Source organism: Peribacillus sp. P4_D6, assembly GCF_056401795.1.
Map to the genome: position 1 here is coordinate 38683 of NZ_JBFUIQ010000012.1, position 17497 is coordinate 56179.

The following is a 17497-nucleotide window of genomic DNA, read 5'->3' on the forward strand; positions in this document are numbered from 1 at the left end:
ACACTCTCTTTCATCAATTATTGAATACAATAATGATTCGATGCCCTGTCCGATATTCCCTTCACAAACCGGAAGGAGCACTGTCGATATATTCGACAGTGCTCCTTCTGTATAATCAATGTGTATTTTCATTGATAGTAAGTGCTTCCCGTAAATTGATTTGCTGGCGGAGTATGTTGGCAACATCACGGGAGATTTGTCGTTTTTCAAACATATCCTGCACTTCGTCCCGTTCTGCCTGGATCGCTTTATAGAACAGCTCCCTTTCATACTCAACCATTTTACTCGGGGTACTGCCTCTGTTCTCACGTTTGCATTTTAAAATCAACACTTTATACTCGTCTATGATCATCGAGGATGTCTTATGATTATCGGCTGTAATTCCGGCCTGTATCTCTTGGATGGCGGCTTTATACATCCTGATTTTAAGATCCCTGACCTTTTCCAATCTCTTAAGATTGATTTTTCTTATTTCACTTTTATTAGGGAAAAATAATTTTAAAACCCTCAGCATACTTCTCCTGAACAGCGTTACTGACCTAAAAAAACGGAACTTCAGTCGATTTGTTACGGCACCTTCCATACGCTGGATATATTCCTTGCATATATACGCCGTCTCCCGGTCCACTTTTTCATCCTTAATGAGTTTATCAAGGAATCTTTGCTCTGCTTCAAGGGCCTTGAAGCGAAGATCCTTCTCTTCTTCCCTTAATGCAGCCGGTTCTTTCTCTTGTTCTACATAGGACAGTTCATTGATCTTGGTACAATACCTGGAAATGATCGACAAAGCCGCTTCCCGGTTTTCATCTGTCATTTGGGACTCAATCACCCGAATAGCGGCTTGATGTGAGTGGATGGCAGCAGCTTTCGTTTTGTCAGCCTGCTTATCCACCACTTCCTCTTCTTCCGACCGTGCCACGATTGGCAGAAATACACTCGCAACAATCAGTGTCAGCAATATGACACCTGCTGCAATGAAAATGATTAATGAACGCTCAGGAAAAGGACTTCCATCTGCCAACACATATGGAATCGAGAACGAACCCGCTAACGTTACAGCTCCGCGAACTCCGGAAATGGTAATGATCCCGGCCGCTTTGAAGTCCGGTTTTTGGGCTCCCGCTTTTTTCGTCATCCACCCAATCGACCAGGCAGCCGTTAGCCAAATGAATCGTAAAGCGAAAAGGAAAAGTGTAATGATCACGATATAAAGGATCACTTGTCCATTATTGAAGGCTGGATCTTGAAAGATCGTTTTCGCAACGCTTGGGATTTGCAAGCCAAGCAAAACGAATACAAGACCATTCAATACATATAAAATGACGGACCATGTACTCTTTGAAACGACTTGAAGTTCCACTGTTGGTGAAATTTCCCGATCTCGTTCAATGGCATGGACAATTCCCCCAGCCACGACTGCCAAAATCCCAGAAAGGTGGAAATGTTCCACAGCGAGGAAAATAATAAAAGGAGTCAGGATTTGGATAAGCATATGCATCGTGACATCTTCCATCCCTAAACGGCGAAGAAATACACGAAGCCTGATAATGATGAAAGCTAGTATCGCTCCACCTACAAACCCACCAATTGCAATCCATATGAAACTGAAGGTTGCGTCGACTAAGGAGAAAACACCAGTGACTGTAGCTGCAACGGCAAACTTAAAGGCAACTAAACCTGAGGCATCATTCATCAGCCCTTCGCCTTCGAGTAGGTGCATGATGCTCTTCGGCAATTTGACACGACTCGCCAAAGCGCTTACTGCCACTACATCCGTAGGTGACAGAATGGCCGCCAAAGCGAATGCTGCAGGCAATGGTATCGAAGGGATCATCCAATTAATTAAATACCCGCCTGCCCAAACCGTTATGAATACGAGGCCCAGTGCAAGCATCAGAATGGGTGCTCTCAACTTCCATAGTGCTGTTCGGGGTACATTTTTGCCATCATTGAACAATAGGGGTGCGATGAATAATAGCAAAAATAATTCCGTCTCCATCTCAACATGCATGCCCAGGGGTAAAAGTGCCAATATGACACCGAGTGCTATTTGTATTAATGGTACAGGTATAAAGGGTATAAAATGGTTAATTACATTAGACACTCCTATCAATATAAGAAGGGCTAATATAACAAGAAAAAACTCCATACGAACATCAAACTTCCTCTCTCATCTATAATCATAAATATAAGCGTAACATATTTATACCCAGTCAATCATGCATTAACTATTCTAACCTGGAATCCTTCTGAATAATGATACCTTTTATCAAAAGCGAAGGAGCTTACGTTGTGTACGATGAACACCCGCAAAAAAAAAAGCTGATTGGCTAAACCATGATCAGCTTTCCCCACATGTTGAAAGAAGTGGGAACTAAACGACTCATTTAGTTCCCGGGACGAATAGACGAAGATGTTTATGCAGTACATTTGCCCGGAAAGGAAGAAGAATGCCTTCATCGCCATCGATATTGACTGCAAGTTCCTCTGACGTGGTTAAATGGAGCTTGGATGTTTTAATATATTCGACTTCGTCATTCCCCATGATCTCCCCCCTGATCAAACTGGGAATGATCTTGACGATGAGAGGAAGAGATAAATCCTTAATGATGAATGTGTGCAGCTTTCCATCATTCACTTCCGCATCTGGTGCAAGTTGTTCAAAACCGCCGACAGAGTTAGTCATGGTTGCAATTAGTAAATGAGCCTCCCCCATCCACTTCCCGTGATCATGTTCAACCGTTAAAGGAAACGGAGTCTTTTTAATGATCGCTTTTGCTCCTTCAATGAAATAGGCAAAAGACCCAAGACGGGTTTTTTGTTCAACGGAAACATTATAGGTGGCCTCCGCGATTGCCCCTACCGCCAACACATTCATGAAGTAACGGTCATTGATCTTCCCTATGTCCGATTCCTTAATATGCATATCCTTCAATATCTCGATGGCTGCATTGGGATTCAGTGGTATTCCCAAAGACCTGGCGAAATCATTGATGGTTCCTAGTGGAATGATCCCGAAGATAGGCCGATGCTGCTGCTCGCCCAAGCCATTCACTATCTCGTTCACCGTTCCATCACCACCCATGGAAATGACAGCATCAAATCTTTCTGCACAGGCCTCCTTTGCAAAACCCGTCGCATCCCCCTCTCCTTCCGTTTTACGAACGCATACCTCATCAAAAAGTTCCCCTAGTGCCTTTTCCGCTTTCGGCAAAGTCTTCCCTGCCTTTTCCTTGCCTGAAGATGGATTGACGATAATCATCGCTTTCGACATATGCTACCTCCCATAATTGTACTTCTACTAGCAAGTTACCTCTTTACTGAAGTATTAAAACCATACAGACAGGAACTTACATATAATCGTTGCCGCTTGGATTTTGCTGACATTTTAGAACAAGTTCTTTTATGTTACATCGACTGTGAAACAGGCATTCAATAATAACTCAACTTCCTGTTTCCCATCTGTTATATTAATGGCCCACTCTACACATTGAAAATTGTTTGTCCGTTCCACTCCCTCATTTTTTTTTGTTTTATAAAAAGCATTATTTCTTTCATTTCCTACTTGCCGTAGAGAAAAATAAAATAATGTACAGATGACAAATCCCTTTCCAATAGGGTTTTCACACTATGGGTGAAAAAAATTTCAAATTTTCTGTAAAATACCTATACATTTTCCAAATTCGGGTATATACTGTATTATAACAACAAGCAAACATCAAAAACTGTACTATAAAGAGGGGGAGCGAGACATGCAAGCAAATCAATCAGATTTACTCATAATCGATTCATTTAAACATTGCCCGGAATGTGGTGAAACACATGTGGACCATTCAAATTCCTATCTGATGGAATGCGATCGCTGCCTTTCCAAACGTGAAGAATAAAGCGACCGGAAAATATATCTAACATTAAAAGGAGGAAATCATCATGCAAATGAAAAAATCCATTGAGTTTTTTAACAATATCCCTGCTAAACATTGCCCTGAGTGCGGTGACCATATTATCGAGCATGCTGAATCCTACTTAATGGAATGTGACCGCTGCCTTTCCAGACGCGAAGACTGATTAAACCAAAATCAAAAAGGAGGAACCATCATGCAAACTATAAATCCACTGGAATTCTTCAGGGCACTGCCGCCTAAACAATGTACGGAGTGCGGAACCCATATCACTGAACAAGCTGAATCTTACTTGATGGAATGTGACCACTGCCTTTCCAAACGCGAAGACTGAAACCAAATCATAAGGAGGAATCATCATGCAAACCAAAAACCCACTGGAATTCTTCAGGACACTGCCGCCTAAACAATGTTCGGAATGCGGGACCCATATCATTGAACAAGCTGAATCCTATCTCTTGGAATGTGACCGCTGCCTTTCCAAACACGAAGACTGATTAAACCGAATCATAAGGAGGAATCACCATGCAAACCAAAAATCCATTGGAATTCTTCAGGACACTGCCGCCTAAACAATGTACGGAATGCGGGAGCCATATCATTGAACAAGCTGAATCCTACCTCTTGGAATGTGACCGCTGCCTTTCCAAAAAAGATGAATATTAATAAAAGATGCTGACATCAAGGACCTATATAGGCCATGTTGATGTCAGCATTAACCTTGTTATCTCCCTCCCTTCCTTGAATTCAAAAAAGGATGTCCCCTGGACACCCTTCAGTCTTACTCATCTTTTCATCTCCCAATATATTTATCTACATACTTCCCGCTGATCTTCCTGCTGCTGTATTGTAAGAAGTCCAATGCAAAAATCATGAATTCAAGGCCCAGACGCTTATCGGAGCGCATAAAATCAGAACCTAGCAGTTTCTCCAATTTTTCAAGCCTATGATATAACGTTTGCCGGACAATGAATAATTGTTTTGATGTTTCCTGTTTAGAACCGTTACAGGCAAGGTATGTCTTCAGGGTAGGCATTAGCTCTCCATTGTTTTGCTTGTCGTATTCAATGACAGGACCTAAATATTCATATACCGTTTCCTCCAGATTGCCATGTTTATTTATGAGTGAAATCATGCGATGCATATGTAAGTCCTGATAAAAGAAGCTCCTGTCATCCTCTGGTAATGTATCCTGAAGCAGCAACGTTTCTCGGGCCGTTTCATAACTCTTATAAATCTCACTTAACCTTTGAACATGCTTACCAAAACCAATGGAAAGCAGCCCCATACGATTACGCCCGCTTACATCCATTTTCATGATTCGATCCAGCGCGCTTGTAACCCTTGATTTCCAATCTTCGGATGAACGATTATCACCTAAAATAAAAACAAGATGCTGTTGTATTTCCATGGAAAATATCTGAAAGCCGTACTGTTCAAAAACAGTTCTAAACATTATCTTAAAATAGGTCCCATCTAATTTTGCGGAATTTTTATTATACTTTGGGTGTTGTTTGCAAATGCAAACAATTCCGCCATCCAACTGCATTTTTGGATCAATATAGGAAAGCCTTTCCCGGATCGCTTCGTCACTATATTCACCTTCAATCCAATTTGTAAGCCATATACTTTCTTCCGACATTTTCTTTTCTTCTATATACAACTCCCTTAATAGATGCTGTGCCAATGCGGTAGCCGTTCGATCCAAGATCAATGAATCAAAATCAGTCAACTCCCTGCCGTTGCTGCAAATGAGCAGTTCAGCATAATTTTCGCCAAGCACTTGAATCGGCTGTCCAAGAACGGTTTTATCCAACTTCCGCTTCTCTTCATATATGTCCGCTACCATTTGATAGGTTGATTTTTTCTTTATTTTTGGAATGCTGGCTATTTCATTTTCATTAAAGATAAGAATAACCTGTACATGTAAATAGCTGTGGAGAAATTTTAGAATTGGTTCATAATGGTCAATTTCGAGGAGATTTTTATTTAACTGCTGTGAGTAGTTTTCTAAGTTGGAGATCATCTGATATTGTTTATTGATGATAAGGGAATGTATATCCTGCGTGATTTCCACGAAAGGGACTTCTTCATGAAATAGGATGATAGGGAATTGCCGTTCATTTGCGAGATCGATGGCACATTGCGGCACTGCCATGGTGTTGGCGCCCATCTCTATACAGAGTCCAGCTGCATCGCATTCTATTAACTGTCTTAAGTAGGATAGAAATGTGTCATCGCAGTCTTTCCACCCTAAACCGGTAGTCAGTATCAGTTCGTTTCCATTTAACAAATGGCTGATTTGGGTGACTTCCATGCAGTGGACCCACTTCACTTGACGCTTTATCCCACTGCTTCCTGCAATTATATCCGTCAGATTAAAATGCTTGCGTGTTAGAATTTCCTCGATTGTAATCGATGTATTCATCCAGCCACATCCTTTTATAAAACCGCTTTAAAATCTATTATAAACGGACAACCCTTAAATCTCCAGACACTTGTCAGAAAATCTAACGTCAAAATTCTACAAAAAACTCGAACAAAAAGGACCCATTCGTGAGGAATAGGCCCGGTCCATGACTATTTCAATTCAATTTTTTTTTGAAAAGCAATGTAGAGAAGTATTTCCTTCCTTCCGGGGTTTTGATGTTCAATTGCTTCCATTCCTGCTTCGTTCCTTCAATCAGTTCAAAATCGAGAAAGGCTCCACTTAAACTTTCGGAAACCCGGGTGATTCGATATCCTCTTTCAAGCAAAAAATCGATTTGTTCCCTTTCTAAGCGATACTCTTGATATTCGGACATTTACATTCCCCCTTTTTCAAACGTTCTCCTTGCCGGTCGAAGCCGTAAAAACCATCTCTTCCTCAAGTTCTGGACCTTCCCCAATTATCCAATCCCTTCCAACTGAAATGCCTAAATATTTCTCATCGCTCGGATCGATGATTTCAGCTTGTTCATATCGCTTGAACCACCAATACTTAGCTAATATAAAATAACTAGCACCGCCGAGAAGGAAACCGATAATAAACGAATAATTTGAAAAAATCGTGGCACCGATTCCTCCAATCACCCAAGAAATGATTCCTGCCCAATTCACTCCATTCAAGTACTTATACTGGCCTTCACTTTCATAGAGTTCTTGTACATTCACTCTCCGTTTACGAAGGAAATAGTAATCCGCTACCAGGATGCCGACAATGGACGCCAGGATTCCACCTATTATTAATAAAACTTCTATGATGATGCCGAACAGGCTCCATGGCTGAACTACTATCCCAATACCCCCCGCTACAACGACTCCCGCCCAAAATGGCATTTTAGGACCCATGACATTGGAGAAAATGGTAGCTGCGGGAATGACATTGGCCGTAGTATTCGTCGACCATTGAGCAAATACGATCATGATCAAAAGGACGCCGAGGGCAATTCCACTTGCTGATCCCTGTATGGCAACTACAGGGTCATAATTGGAAACAGCCATATAAGAAACCGCTCCGATAATCACCATGAACGTCTGGGTGATGGGATAGGTGATAATATTCCCAATTATTTGCCCCTTATTGCGCTTGAACCAATTTTTTTCATTTTTTGGTGCCTTAATATAGCGGGAAAGCGTTGGCATATCTGCAGTCAATGTGCCCCAAAATCCCATATTTGCCATAATGACGACCATGAAAGCCGTTGCGGCGGCCCCGCCTGTGACCGGACTTTCAATCCAGGACCATACCTCCCTTCCTTGGGCCACAGCCTGATCGGATAGGGTGAAATACATCCATCCAGAAATTAGAATGATGACGGGCGCCGCCAAGTCGGCGAATCGTTCAATCGACTTTATTCCCATTGCCGTGTTGACTAATTGTAAAACGGCAAAAATGAGGAAGCAGATAAACCAATTATCAAAGTCAAAAAGAGTTGTAAAGATAGCGTTCATTGCAGTGGCTCCAAAGTAAGTATTGAGGCCGAACCAGCATGACGCTACAAAACCGCGCACAACCGAAGGAATGTGGGTGCCAATCGTACCGAACGGCGCCCTCATATAGACTGGAAATGATATTCCATGTTCAACACCGATATCCCCTGTCATTGTCATCAAAAAGCCGAGAACCACACAGGCAATGACCGTTGCAAGAACGACCCAGCCTAAGGATAAACTTTGAACACCGTTCCCACCGATCGCGAAAGCAGCCAATACTACAGCCATGCCCACCCAAATGAAACCAAATCCGGCTGCACTTATGTTTTTCTCACTATGAGGTATAGGCAGCAAATCGGGAGACTTTAAATAATCTTTCTTCTCACTCATAAAAATCCCCCTAATTTAATTTGCAAGATTCCTTACCGAAGTTAGACTGTAAGCTTTTTCCCGGTATCCGGATTCAACGCCGAATTATATTTTGCCCGTTTCAAGAATTGTCCTTTTCCAGCTTCGCCCACAAATTGTTTGTCTTTAATGACGAATTGACCTCTCGATAAAACGGAAACCGGCTCACCCGTAATTTCCATACCCTCAAACGCATTATAATCCACCGCCATGTGATGAGTATCTGCAGAAATGGCCCTTTCAACCTTCGGGTCAAAAATGACAATATCAGCATCCGAGCCTACGGCAATCGTCCCTTTCTTAGGGAATAATCCAAATAGTTTGGCAGCACGTGTAGAGGTCATGTCGACAAATTGATTCAAGGTAATGCGCTCTTTCATGACCCCTTCAGAAAAGAGGATACTCATGCGGTCCTCTATCGTTGGGCCGCCGTTCGGTATTTTCGTGAAATCTTCACGTCCAAGTTCCTTCTGTCCCTTAAAGTCAAAAGAGCATTGATCGGAGCCGATCGTTTGCAGCTGCCCCGTTTTCAAAGCATTCCATAGCACTTCCTGGTTTTTCTTCTCCCTTAACGGCGGGGACCATACATACTTAGATCCTTCAAAATGGGGCTTTTCAAGATAAGACTGGTCAAGAACCAAATATTGCGGACAAGTCTCACCCCAAATATCCACCCCTTTATTCCTTGCCTCAGTGATCTTTTCAACCGCATCTTCACAGGTGACATGAACGACATAGAGCTGGCCATTTGCCATTTCCGTCAGTTTAGCTGCACGTCCAGTTGCTTCCCCTTCAAGCTCCGGAGGCCTTGTTAATGCATGGTAAATTGGATCGGTGTTCCCTTCGGCAAGGGCCTGCTTTGTAAGATAATCGATGACATCACCATTTTCAGCATGAACCATGACAAGTGCGCCAAGTTCCTTTGCTTGCAACAAAGTGCGGTATAGCGTGGCATCATCCGCTTGAAAAACATTCTTGTAAGCCATGAATACTTTAAAGGACGAAATCCCTTCATTATCGATGATACTTGGTAACTCAGCCAATACTTCATCATTAATCTCACTGATCATTAAATGAAAACCATAATCTATGGCCGCCTTTTCATTGGCCTTTTCATGCCATGTTTCAATTGCTTTCTTTAAAGGCACCCCTTTTTCGGTCAGGCAAAAATCGATGATCGTTGTCGTGCCTCCATATGCAGCAGCGATTGTACCTGTTTCATAATCATCCTTTGTCGTTGTCCCGCCAAACGGCATATCGAGATGGGTATGCGGATCTATGCCCCCCGGAAAAATATATGCGCCTTTTGCATCAATGATTTCAGCCCCCTCAGCCGACAGGTCCTTGCCAATCATTGCAATCTTCTCATTTTCAATCAATATATCCGCTTGATACGTATCTGCAGCCGTAGCAATCGTTCCATTTTTAATGATTTTCTTCATATTCGACCCCTCCATCATTTTACGAAATCAACACTTTCACTGCTTATGCCCCCAAGGAACGATTGGCGTTCATTCCACGTCATTGGCGGCAATTCATTTGTCAATTCGATCATATCGATCGCCCCATCGGCCGGACAGACGATCGAGCAAAGATTACAGCCTACGCAATCCTCTTCGCGCACTCTCAAGAATGAGCTGCCTGACGTGTCCTTTAACATATCTATACATTGATGCGATGTATCTTCACACGCAATATGGCATTTATTGCAGTTAATGCACACATCATTATTAATGCGCGCAACGACCTTATAATTAAGATCTAAGTTCCCCCAGTCGGAATAGCGCGGTACGGACTTACCGACAATATCCATCACGGAGGATATCCCTTTTTCATCAAGATAATTGGACAGTCCATCGATCAAGTCTTCAACTATTCTAAAACCGTGATGCATGGCAGCTGTGCAAATTTGCACTCCAGTCGAACCCATCAGCAAAAATTCCACCGTATCCTGCCAATTTGAAATGCCGCCAATTCCCGAAATGGGAACATTGATCATTTTATTCCTTGCACACTCTGCCACCATATTCAAAGCAATCGGCTTCACAGCTGGACCGCAATACCCTCCGTGAGCACCCTTGCCGCCTACATGGGGAATCGTATTCCATGAATGGATATCCACTCCTGCCAAGCTGTTGATCGTATTGATCATGCTTATTGCATCCGCACCGCCGCGCACCGCCGCTTCAGCCGTAACCGTAATGTCGGTTATATTGGGTGTAAGCTTGACGATGACGGGCTTGGATGCAGCTTCCTTCGCCCAGTATGTTTGCTTTTCAACCAGTTCTGGAACCTGTCCCGAAGCAGCTCCCATCCCGCGCTCAGCCATACCGTGCGGGCAGCCAAAGTTCAACTCGTAACCATCGACCCCTACATCTTCTATGCGCTTGATGATCTCATGCCACTTTTCCTGTTGTGGCTCCACCATCACCGATGCAATGATTGCATGATCAGGGAACCTCTTCTTCGTTTCATATATTTCCTTCAGATTCACTTCCAGCGGACGGTCCGTTATCAATTCTATATTGTTGAACCCGGCAACTCTTTGTCCATTAAAACTGACCGCTGCAAAACGTGATGAGACATTCAGGATGGGGTCACCCAATGTCTTCCAAACAGCTCCTCCCCAGCCAGCTTCAAATRCACGCTGAACTTGATAACCCGAATTAGTAGGTGGTGCTGAAGCAAGCCAAAAAGGATTGGGAGATTTAATACCTGCAAGATCAATTGATAAATCAGCCATGATAAGCCTCCTATTTTTCATAGTTATTTAAGCAATATCCACCGCTCCGCCCATCAAAATCGAATCAATTTCATAGGCTGTCTTTTTCCCTTGCTGGGCAGCTGAAACAACCATTGCCTCACCTTGGCCTTTTCCGAAGATCACGTCACCGCACGCAAAGATCTTTTCATTCGATGTCCTGTAGGAATCACCCTCCAATGTCACGACGCCATCATCATGTTGAATGCCGAACTGTTCAATCAATCCTACATACCTTGATTGGCCTATGGCACGAATGACGCCATCGACCGGAATGACGAACTCTGATCCGGAAATTTGGACTGGACGGCGCCGGCCATCTTCACCTGCCTCGCTAAGCACCATTTTTACGCACTCGATACCCGTTACCTGACCGCTTTCATCCGATAGGATCCTGGAGGGGGCAGTCAGCCAGTGAAAACCGACACCTTCTTGTTTGGCAAACTCATACTCAAAATCATAGGCAGTCATTTCCTTTTGGGTACGACGATAAATAATGCTCACCTGTTCGGCGCCCAGGCGAATAGAACAGGTCGCGGCATCGATCGCCGTGTTTCCAGCTCCAATCACCGCCATCTTCTTCCCAATGAATTTATCAGTGATTGTCCCTGTTTTCGTTGCCTTTACGAAATCGATTGCATCATAAACTTCAGCTAAATCCTCCCCTTCAATCCCAAGCTTAGGAACATCGGACATGCCTATCGCTAAAATGACCGCATCATGGTCGGCAGTCAGCTGATTTGCGGAAACATCCACCCCGACCCGTGTATTCGTTTTAATATCAACATCCAAACTCTTTACTTGTTCGACTTCCCAATAAGAAATGCTCTGAGGTAAACGGAACGATACAATTCCGTAAGTATTTAATCCGCCTGGATTCTTTTCAGCTTCGAAAATGGTTACACTGTAGCCAAGCAAGGCTAACTCCCTTGCTGCAGACAAACCCGCCGGACCGCTTCCTACAATGGCAACTTTTTTGCCATTCTTCTTCCCGGCCTTGAATAGGGCTTGTTTATTTTGGATGGCCCAATCTGTGGAATAACGCTGGAGATTGCCGATCATGATCGGCTTTGTAGAATGGTTCAGGACACATGCCCCCTCACATAACTCTTCAGTCGGACATACCCGCGCACAGCTGGCACCGACAGGATTGGCCGTCATGATTGTCTTGGCCGACCCTTTAAAATTACCTGATGCTATCTTCTTGATAAAACCGGGAATATCTATTCCGGTCGGACAGGCTTGGATACATGGGGCATCATAGCAGTATAAACATCGATTCGATTCTTCCAAAGCTTCCCTTGGGGATAATCCCCTCTCCGCTTCCTGAAAGTTAATCTCTAGACCACCTTTTAACGGGCTCGTCATACTCATCCACTATTTCTCCTTCCAAACATTTATTTTTGAAAAATAAAAAGGGAGGAATTGCGTGCATTCTCTCTACTGTCCTCATATTTAAACGATTGAAAGCATTGCCAACATGGTTTCCATCCATTTAATCACCTAACAAGTCATGGCGATTTCCCAGCCAAGAATCTCTCATTTTGTTTATTATTTTCTCTCTCATTCTCTCACTGGCCACGCCCCGGTCCCTGTTTCCTTTAAAAAGCCCCCCCTACTAATCTTAAAAACTCAAATCCTGATGATAAATCARAGAATTGAGTATTCTTTATTCTATAATGTTGAAAAGCAAGTTACATTATACAAAGTGTAAAGTATTTCCAGGCACTAAATTTGCAATATGTAATATTCATGTTATTTTTCCTAACAATAAGTGATAAGCCTCGTCATTTTTCTACATCCAAACTTACTTTTCATCATACTTACTGATATTTTTGGCTGATTTGTTCCGATTACCTGCTTATCAACACTTTGTCCACATAAAAAAAAGCCCAGAAACGAAAATTCTTGGTTTCCTGGGTCTTTTCACATTTATCCACAACTTATTCACATATTATATGGTGTTATTCTCTTTGTTTTTGCAGAACAGAGGCACTTCACCAAAAGTTATCCACATTAACGAATCGACTTTTCCACTTATCAACAACCCATTAAGAATTTATCAACAAGCAGGTTCATTCCGGATGTATAACGTATCGTTTATATTTCTCATAATCCGTTTTCTTGCACTCAAGCTTTATTCGATAACCGATTGCCTCATATTCCGTTTCCGTTATGTGACCATTTTCATTGAAATAAGAAACCAGCTGCCCTTGGTCAAATGGAATCAGCATTTCACAGTGAGTATAGTCGACAAAAGTATGCTTGCGAATTTGATTTATCAATTCCTCGATGCCAACTTTGTTTTTTGCTGACATATATACAGAGCCACGATTCACCTGAGGGATATCCAAATCGGTAAGGTCCGCTTTATTATACGCAAAGATCGTCGGAATCCCTTTAATGCCTATATCGTTTAAAGTCTTTTCCGTTATCTCTATTTGCTGCTCATGATTAGGATTGGAAAAATCGACAACATGGATCAACAGATCCGCTTCTACCACTTCTTCCAATGTGGATCGGAATGCCTTCACTAGATGATGCGGCAATTTAGACACAAATCCCACCGTATCCGTCAATAAGAATTCCTTTTTATCCGGCAGCGGAATGTTTCGAACGGACGTCTCAAGCGTAGCGAACAGCATATCCTTCTCCAACACCTGCTTTTCGGCAGTTGGATGGAACATCTCAATCAGTGCATTCATGATCGAAGATTTACCTGCATTGGTATAACCGACTAAGGATACGACAGGGATGGCATTCTTTTTCCGCTGTTTCCTCTGCGTTTGCCTGTGTGCAACAAGGTCTTCCAGTTCTTTATTCAAAACACTTATATTTTCCTCGATCCTCCTGCGGTCAAGCTCTAACTGCTTTTCACCTGCTCCTTTGTTTGTACCGACCCCGCCGCTCTGACGCCCTAGTGACTCCCTTAAACCAACGAGACGCGGGAGCATATACTGCAGCTTTGCCACTTCTACCTGAAGCTGAGCTTCCTTCGTTTTCGCCCGATGCGCAAAAATATCCAGAATCAAGATTGTCCGGTCAATCACCTTGCAATCCATGTCCCTCTCCAGATTACGAAGTTGCGAAGGGGAGAGCTGGTCATTAAAAATGACGACATTAGCTTCTTTATGCTCAACGAGATTTTTCACTTCCTCGATCTTCCCGGTACCGATAAAATGTGATGAGTTCACCCGATGCAAATTTTGTGTGATGGTCCCTGCAACCTCTACCTCACATGCTTCCGTTAAATTGGCCAATTCCTCCATCGAATACTCAAAATCCTTTGAACCGTTGAGATTGACTCCAACCAAAATTGCCCTCTGCTGTAATTCCATCATTTCAAATCCCTTCCGTACATACCTTACTCCCTATATTATACTTAAACAAACTGTCATGCTGCCCTTAGCAAAGTGTTTTTATTGGACTTCCTTTTACTTTCAACAAAAAATATGACAACCGACTATTTTTTCAAAGTTTCACATGAAACAATTGGAAAGCTCAAAATAAAAGCTCCCTGGTGCACCTTAAGATGCACCAGGGAGCCCATATTATTCTATTCTTTTATTCTCAATAACCTAAGACTGTTCAATGTAACTAATAGCGTCGCACCCATGTCAGCAAAAATCGCCATCCAAAGTGTTAACCAGCCCGGCGCTATCAATAATAAGGCAAGGACTTTAATCACCAATGAAAACGTGATGTTCTGCTTAATGATTTTTAATGTTTTGCGGCTTAAGCGGATTGTATAAGGCAGCTTCGATAAGTCATCACCCATTAAGGCAATATCGGCTGTTTCAAGCGCTGTATCCGTGCCCGCCCCTCCCATTGCGATCCCTACCGTGGAAGCTGCCAAGGCCGGAGCATCATTGACACCATCGCCTACCATGGCCACTCGATCATATTTTTGTTTCCATCGTTTGATGATGGTCAATTTATCCTGCGGCAATAGCTCCGCCTCAATCTCATGAACGCCAGCTGCCGCTCCAATCGCTTTTGCCGTTCCGATATTATCGCCAGTCAGCATGATCGTTTTTTCAATGCCCAAAGCATGCAGTTTCCGAATGGCTTCCTTACTGCTTTCCCTTATTTCATCAGACACCGCGATGAGTGCATGGAGCTTCACTTGATCGCCAAGCACCATCACCGTTTTCCCTGTATTTTGATAGCCGCTGATTAATTTAAGCACATCATCAGAGAAAACGAAACCTGCCTCTTCCACAAAAAGGTGGGGTTTACCAATGTAATAGATTTCTTGATTGATTTTCCCTTTTATCCCTTTACCGGTGATTGCAGTAAAATCCTCTACCAATAAAGAATGATAGTCCACATCGTAGGTTTCCGCCTTTTGAAGAATGGCCGTGGCAAGGGGATGCTGTGATCTGCTTTCTAAAGCAGCGGCGATAGCCAGCACGTCCTGTTCATTCAACACATCAGATAACATTTTGAAATCGGTCACCTCAGGTACACCCTTTGTTAAAGTACCCGTTTTATCAAACGCGATTGCCTTTAAGGCTCCCGCTTCCTCCAAATGGACCCCGCCTTTAATCAGCACACCATGTTTCGCAGCATTTCCGATTGCTGTCACGATGGCGATGGGCGTAGAAATGACCAAAGCACAAGGACAGCCGACAACCAGTACAGCCAATCCCCGATAAATCCATTCACTCCAATCCCCGTTCATCACGATCGGGGGTAATACCGCAATGCCCAGGGCAATGAGCATGATGGCCGGCGTATAAAATTTTGCGAATTTATCCACGAAGGCTTGGGAAGGAGCCTTTTCGGCCTGTGCTTCTTCAACAAGGTGGATGATTTTTGCAATCGTCGTATCCTCGACCCGCTTCGTGACCTCCACTTCGAGCAGCCCTTCACCATTTAGGGTTCCGGCAAATACTTCACCCTCAACCGTTTTAAAAACCGGCTCGGATTCACCAGTAATGGCTGCTTGATTAAGTGTCGAGGCGCCCTTCATGATCCGGCCATCCATTGCAAGCTTTTGACCAGGTTTAACGATCATGATGTCGCCCACTTCAACCTCATCAACAGCAACCATCATTTCATGATGCCCTCTAAGGATCAAAGCTTCTTTAGGTGCGATGTTCATTAATGATTCGATGGAATTACGCGCCTTATCCATCGAATATTTTTCCAATGCTTCACTTATCGCAAATAGAATGACGACGGTCGCGCCCTCGCCCCATTCACCAAGCACGGCAGCCCCGATGATGGCAACCGTCATAAGGGTGTGCATATCAAAGCGAAGCCTTACAAGGTTTTTCAAACCATTGACAAATAATGAATATCCTCCAACTATGATTGCAGCCGCATAACCGATTACCGGCATGATGCTTCCATCAGCATATCGCTTATCAAATATCCAGCTGACCAGCAATAAGATAACCGAAAACACCACTTTAATATTTTCTTTTTGCTTCCAAAATGGTTCCTTTTGAGTTGCCTGTTCCTGTTCACCGCGGATCTTCAGGTTATCGAAAGCTCCCGCCTTTTCAATCTGTTCAATGGTCGTGCTGCCCTGTACCGATATCTTCGAGGCGCCAAAGTTGATTTTGGCATCCTTCACACCCTCTAGTTCACGGACATTGTTCTCGAATTTAGCCGCACAATTCGTGCAGGATAGACCCTGGATACGATATGTTTTCATTGGGGATTCAGCCATCGACCCTTACCTCCTGCTGATGTTCTAATGCAATGAGAATCAATTGCTTAATATGGTGATCATCCAAAGAATAAAAAGCCAACTTACCTTCTTTTCGATATTTTACGATTGCATGTTTATAAAGGGTACGAAGATGATGTGACGTCGTCGCCATCGAAGCACCAATGATATTGGCCAGATCGCACACACACAATTCCTCGTCCGTACAGAGCGCATAAGCTATCTTCGCCCTATTTTCATCGCCTATAACCTTAAACAGCTTCGACATGCTGGATATATCCACCTGGGTCATTTCCCCTTGAATGCGATTGACCTTCACTTCATCATGCAGGTGAACATCACATATATCTTTCAGTTCCGTCATCTTCTCACACCTCTCATTCAAATCTTCGTTTGATTATAATATAACATAATTCCCTGAATATTCAAATCCATATTTGAATGTATAAGAATCTTTTCCCCTTCCCAAAGAAATTAATGAAAGTGCCCATATGTTTTTATATGTGGGCCATCGTTTTTTTGTTTCCCCTTTTGCTAACAAAAAGGTCATGCTGCCCTCTTCCCTGATCTTCAGGCAAAAAAAAGAAGGGACAAATTCCTTTACGCCCCTTCAATCAATGATTTCAGTAATTACCTATCGTTACCTTGATACGTATAATATATTTAATTTAGTATTTTATAGAAAAACTATGATATACTTAGTCAAACCTTTTTAAGCGTTTTACTTTACTTGTACCATTTACCCTGCTTATCGTTTAGCAGGGTTTTTTGTCATGTATTTTCACAAAACAAAAAAAGACGGACCCTTTAAAAAGGATCCGTCTTTTTTTG

At 43.0% G+C, this 17497-nt stretch carries 16 protein-coding genes; 5 read left to right on the forward strand and 11 right to left on the reverse strand.

Annotated elements, in window-relative coordinates; genetic code table 11:
- Positions 1 to 115 precede the first annotated feature (115 nt).
- On the reverse strand, positions 116 to 2149 hold the full coding sequence (locus tag AC1DVB_RS06520) for a Na+/H+ antiporter (protein ID WP_063574522.1): 2034 nt from the start codon (positions 2147 to 2149) through the stop codon (positions 116 to 118).
- 234 nt (positions 2150 to 2383) lie between these two features.
- Positions 2384 to 3274 (reverse strand): diacylglycerol/lipid kinase family protein, encoded by an 891-nt coding sequence (locus tag AC1DVB_RS06525; RefSeq protein WP_095679778.1) that lies wholly within the window; start codon positions 3272 to 3274, stop codon positions 2384 to 2386.
- A 478-nt stretch (positions 3275 to 3752) separates the two neighbouring features.
- Between AC1DVB_RS06525 and yhfH (AC1DVB_RS06530) the strand changes: the two genes are divergently transcribed.
- From yhfH (AC1DVB_RS06530) to yhfH (AC1DVB_RS06550), 5 genes are read left to right on the forward strand one after another with little or no spacing between them, the layout of a single operon-like run.
- Entirely contained in the window at positions 3753 to 3887 is a 135-nt protein-coding gene (gene yhfH / locus AC1DVB_RS06530; RefSeq protein WP_258249957.1) for a protein YhfH, read from the forward strand.
- 43 nt (positions 3888 to 3930) lie between these two features.
- A complete protein-coding gene (gene yhfH / locus AC1DVB_RS06535) occupies positions 3931 to 4068 on the forward strand; it encodes a protein YhfH (protein WP_082162914.1) in 138 nt (45 codons plus the stop codon).
- Positions 4069 to 4098: 30 nt separating this feature from the next.
- Positions 4099 to 4236: a protein YhfH gene (yhfH, locus tag AC1DVB_RS06540; protein ID WP_477588664.1), complete on the forward strand. Its 138-nt coding sequence runs from the start codon at positions 4099 to 4101 to the stop codon at positions 4234 to 4236.
- A 25-nt stretch (positions 4237 to 4261) separates the two neighbouring features.
- Positions 4262 to 4399: a protein YhfH gene (gene yhfH, locus AC1DVB_RS06545; RefSeq protein WP_082201097.1), complete on the forward strand. Its 138-nt coding sequence runs from the start codon at positions 4262 to 4264 to the stop codon at positions 4397 to 4399.
- 28 nt (positions 4400 to 4427) lie between these two features.
- Entirely contained in the window at positions 4428 to 4568 is a 141-nt protein-coding gene (yhfH, locus tag AC1DVB_RS06550; RefSeq protein WP_082854479.1) for a protein YhfH, read from the forward strand.
- Between the two features lie 127 nt (positions 4569 to 4695).
- Here the strand turns inward: yhfH (AC1DVB_RS06550) and AC1DVB_RS06555 are convergent, their stop codons facing one another.
- The 9 genes from AC1DVB_RS06555 to AC1DVB_RS06595 all read right to left on the reverse strand — a co-directional run bounded on the left by AC1DVB_RS06555 (position 4696) and on the right by AC1DVB_RS06595 (position 17030).
- Positions 4696 to 6330: a PucR family transcriptional regulator gene (locus AC1DVB_RS06555; protein ID WP_098866078.1), complete on the reverse strand. Its 1635-nt coding sequence runs from the start codon at positions 6328 to 6330 to the stop codon at positions 4696 to 4698.
- A gap of 157 nt (positions 6331 to 6487) precedes the next feature.
- Positions 6488 to 6706, reverse strand: a complete 219-nt coding sequence (locus tag AC1DVB_RS06560) for a hypothetical protein (RefSeq protein ID WP_034304894.1) — start codon at positions 6704 to 6706, stop codon at positions 6488 to 6490.
- Positions 6707 to 6722: 16 nt separating this feature from the next.
- On the reverse strand, positions 6723 to 8207 hold the full coding sequence (locus tag AC1DVB_RS06565; RefSeq protein ID WP_477588667.1) for an NCS1 family transporter: 1485 nt from the start codon (positions 8205 to 8207) through the stop codon (positions 6723 to 6725).
- Positions 8208 to 8248: 41 nt separating this feature from the next.
- Entirely contained in the window at positions 8249 to 9667 is a 1419-nt protein-coding gene (hydA, locus tag AC1DVB_RS06570; protein ID WP_403190715.1) for a dihydropyrimidinase, read from the reverse strand.
- Between the two features lie 14 nt (positions 9668 to 9681).
- Positions 9682 to 10968, reverse strand: coding sequence for an NAD-dependent dihydropyrimidine dehydrogenase subunit PreA (gene preA / locus AC1DVB_RS06575; RefSeq protein WP_477588669.1), 1287 nt, complete (start codon positions 10966 to 10968; stop codon positions 9682 to 9684).
- A 27-nt stretch (positions 10969 to 10995) separates the two neighbouring features.
- Complete coding sequence (locus AC1DVB_RS06580) at positions 10996 to 12354, reverse strand: NAD(P)-dependent oxidoreductase (protein ID WP_372464603.1); 1359 nt, start codon at positions 12352 to 12354, stop codon at positions 10996 to 10998.
- 707 nt (positions 12355 to 13061) lie between these two features.
- Positions 13062 to 14327, reverse strand: coding sequence for a GTPase HflX (gene hflX, locus AC1DVB_RS06585; RefSeq protein ID WP_477588671.1), 1266 nt, complete (start codon positions 14325 to 14327; stop codon positions 13062 to 13064).
- 215 nt (positions 14328 to 14542) lie between these two features.
- Positions 14543 to 16666 carry a heavy metal translocating P-type ATPase gene (locus AC1DVB_RS06590; protein WP_063574527.1) on the reverse strand — a complete coding sequence of 708 codons (2124 nt, stop codon included), beginning with the start codon at positions 16664 to 16666 and terminating at the stop codon, positions 14543 to 14545.
- Complete coding sequence (locus AC1DVB_RS06595) at positions 16659 to 17030, reverse strand: ArsR/SmtB family transcription factor (protein WP_057276349.1); 372 nt, start codon at positions 17028 to 17030, stop codon at positions 16659 to 16661. Before AC1DVB_RS06595 ends, AC1DVB_RS06590 begins: the two co-directional genes overlap by 8 nt.
- Between the last annotated feature and the right edge of the window lie 467 nt (positions 17031 to 17497).

Bases quoted from the DNA above. Each gene is read 5' to 3' on its own strand.
- AC1DVB_RS06520 (WP_063574522.1), bottom strand. From the start codon at position 2,149: ATGGAGTTTTTTCTTGTTATATTAGCCCTTCTTATATTGATAGGAGTG.
- AC1DVB_RS06525 (WP_095679778.1), bottom strand. From the start codon at position 3,274: ATGTCGAAAGCGATGATTATCGTCAATCCATCTTCAGGCAAGGAAAAG.
- yhfH (WP_258249957.1), top strand. From the start codon at position 3,753: ATGCAAGCAAATCAATCAGATTTACTCATAATCGATTCATTTAAACAT.
- yhfH (WP_082162914.1), top strand. From the start codon at position 3,931: ATGCAAATGAAAAAATCCATTGAGTTTTTTAACAATATCCCTGCTAAA.
- yhfH (WP_477588664.1), top strand. From the start codon at position 4,099: ATGCAAACTATAAATCCACTGGAATTCTTCAGGGCACTGCCGCCTAAA.
- yhfH (WP_082201097.1), top strand. From the start codon at position 4,262: ATGCAAACCAAAAACCCACTGGAATTCTTCAGGACACTGCCGCCTAAA.
- yhfH (WP_082854479.1), top strand. From the start codon at position 4,428: ATGCAAACCAAAAATCCATTGGAATTCTTCAGGACACTGCCGCCTAAA.
- AC1DVB_RS06555 (WP_098866078.1), bottom strand. From the start codon at position 6,330: ATGAATACATCGATTACAATCGAGGAAATTCTAACACGCAAGCATTTT.
- AC1DVB_RS06560 (WP_034304894.1), bottom strand. From the start codon at position 6,706: ATGTCCGAATATCAAGAGTATCGCTTAGAAAGGGAACAAATCGATTTT.
- AC1DVB_RS06565 (WP_477588667.1), bottom strand. From the start codon at position 8,207: ATGAGTGAGAAGAAAGATTATTTAAAGTCTCCCGATTTGCTGCCTATA.
- hydA (WP_403190715.1), bottom strand. From the start codon at position 9,667: ATGAAGAAAATCATTAAAAATGGAACGATTGCTACGGCTGCAGATACG.
- AC1DVB_RS06580 (WP_372464603.1), bottom strand. From the start codon at position 12,354: ATGACGAGCCCGTTAAAAGGTGGTCTAGAGATTAACTTTCAGGAAGCG.
- hflX (WP_477588671.1), bottom strand. From the start codon at position 14,327: ATGATGGAATTACAGCAGAGGGCAATTTTGGTTGGAGTCAATCTCAAC.
- AC1DVB_RS06590 (WP_063574527.1), bottom strand. From the start codon at position 16,666: ATGGCTGAATCCCCAATGAAAACATATCGTATCCAGGGTCTATCCTGC.
- AC1DVB_RS06595 (WP_057276349.1), bottom strand. From the start codon at position 17,030: ATGACGGAACTGAAAGATATATGTGATGTTCACCTGCATGATGAAGTG.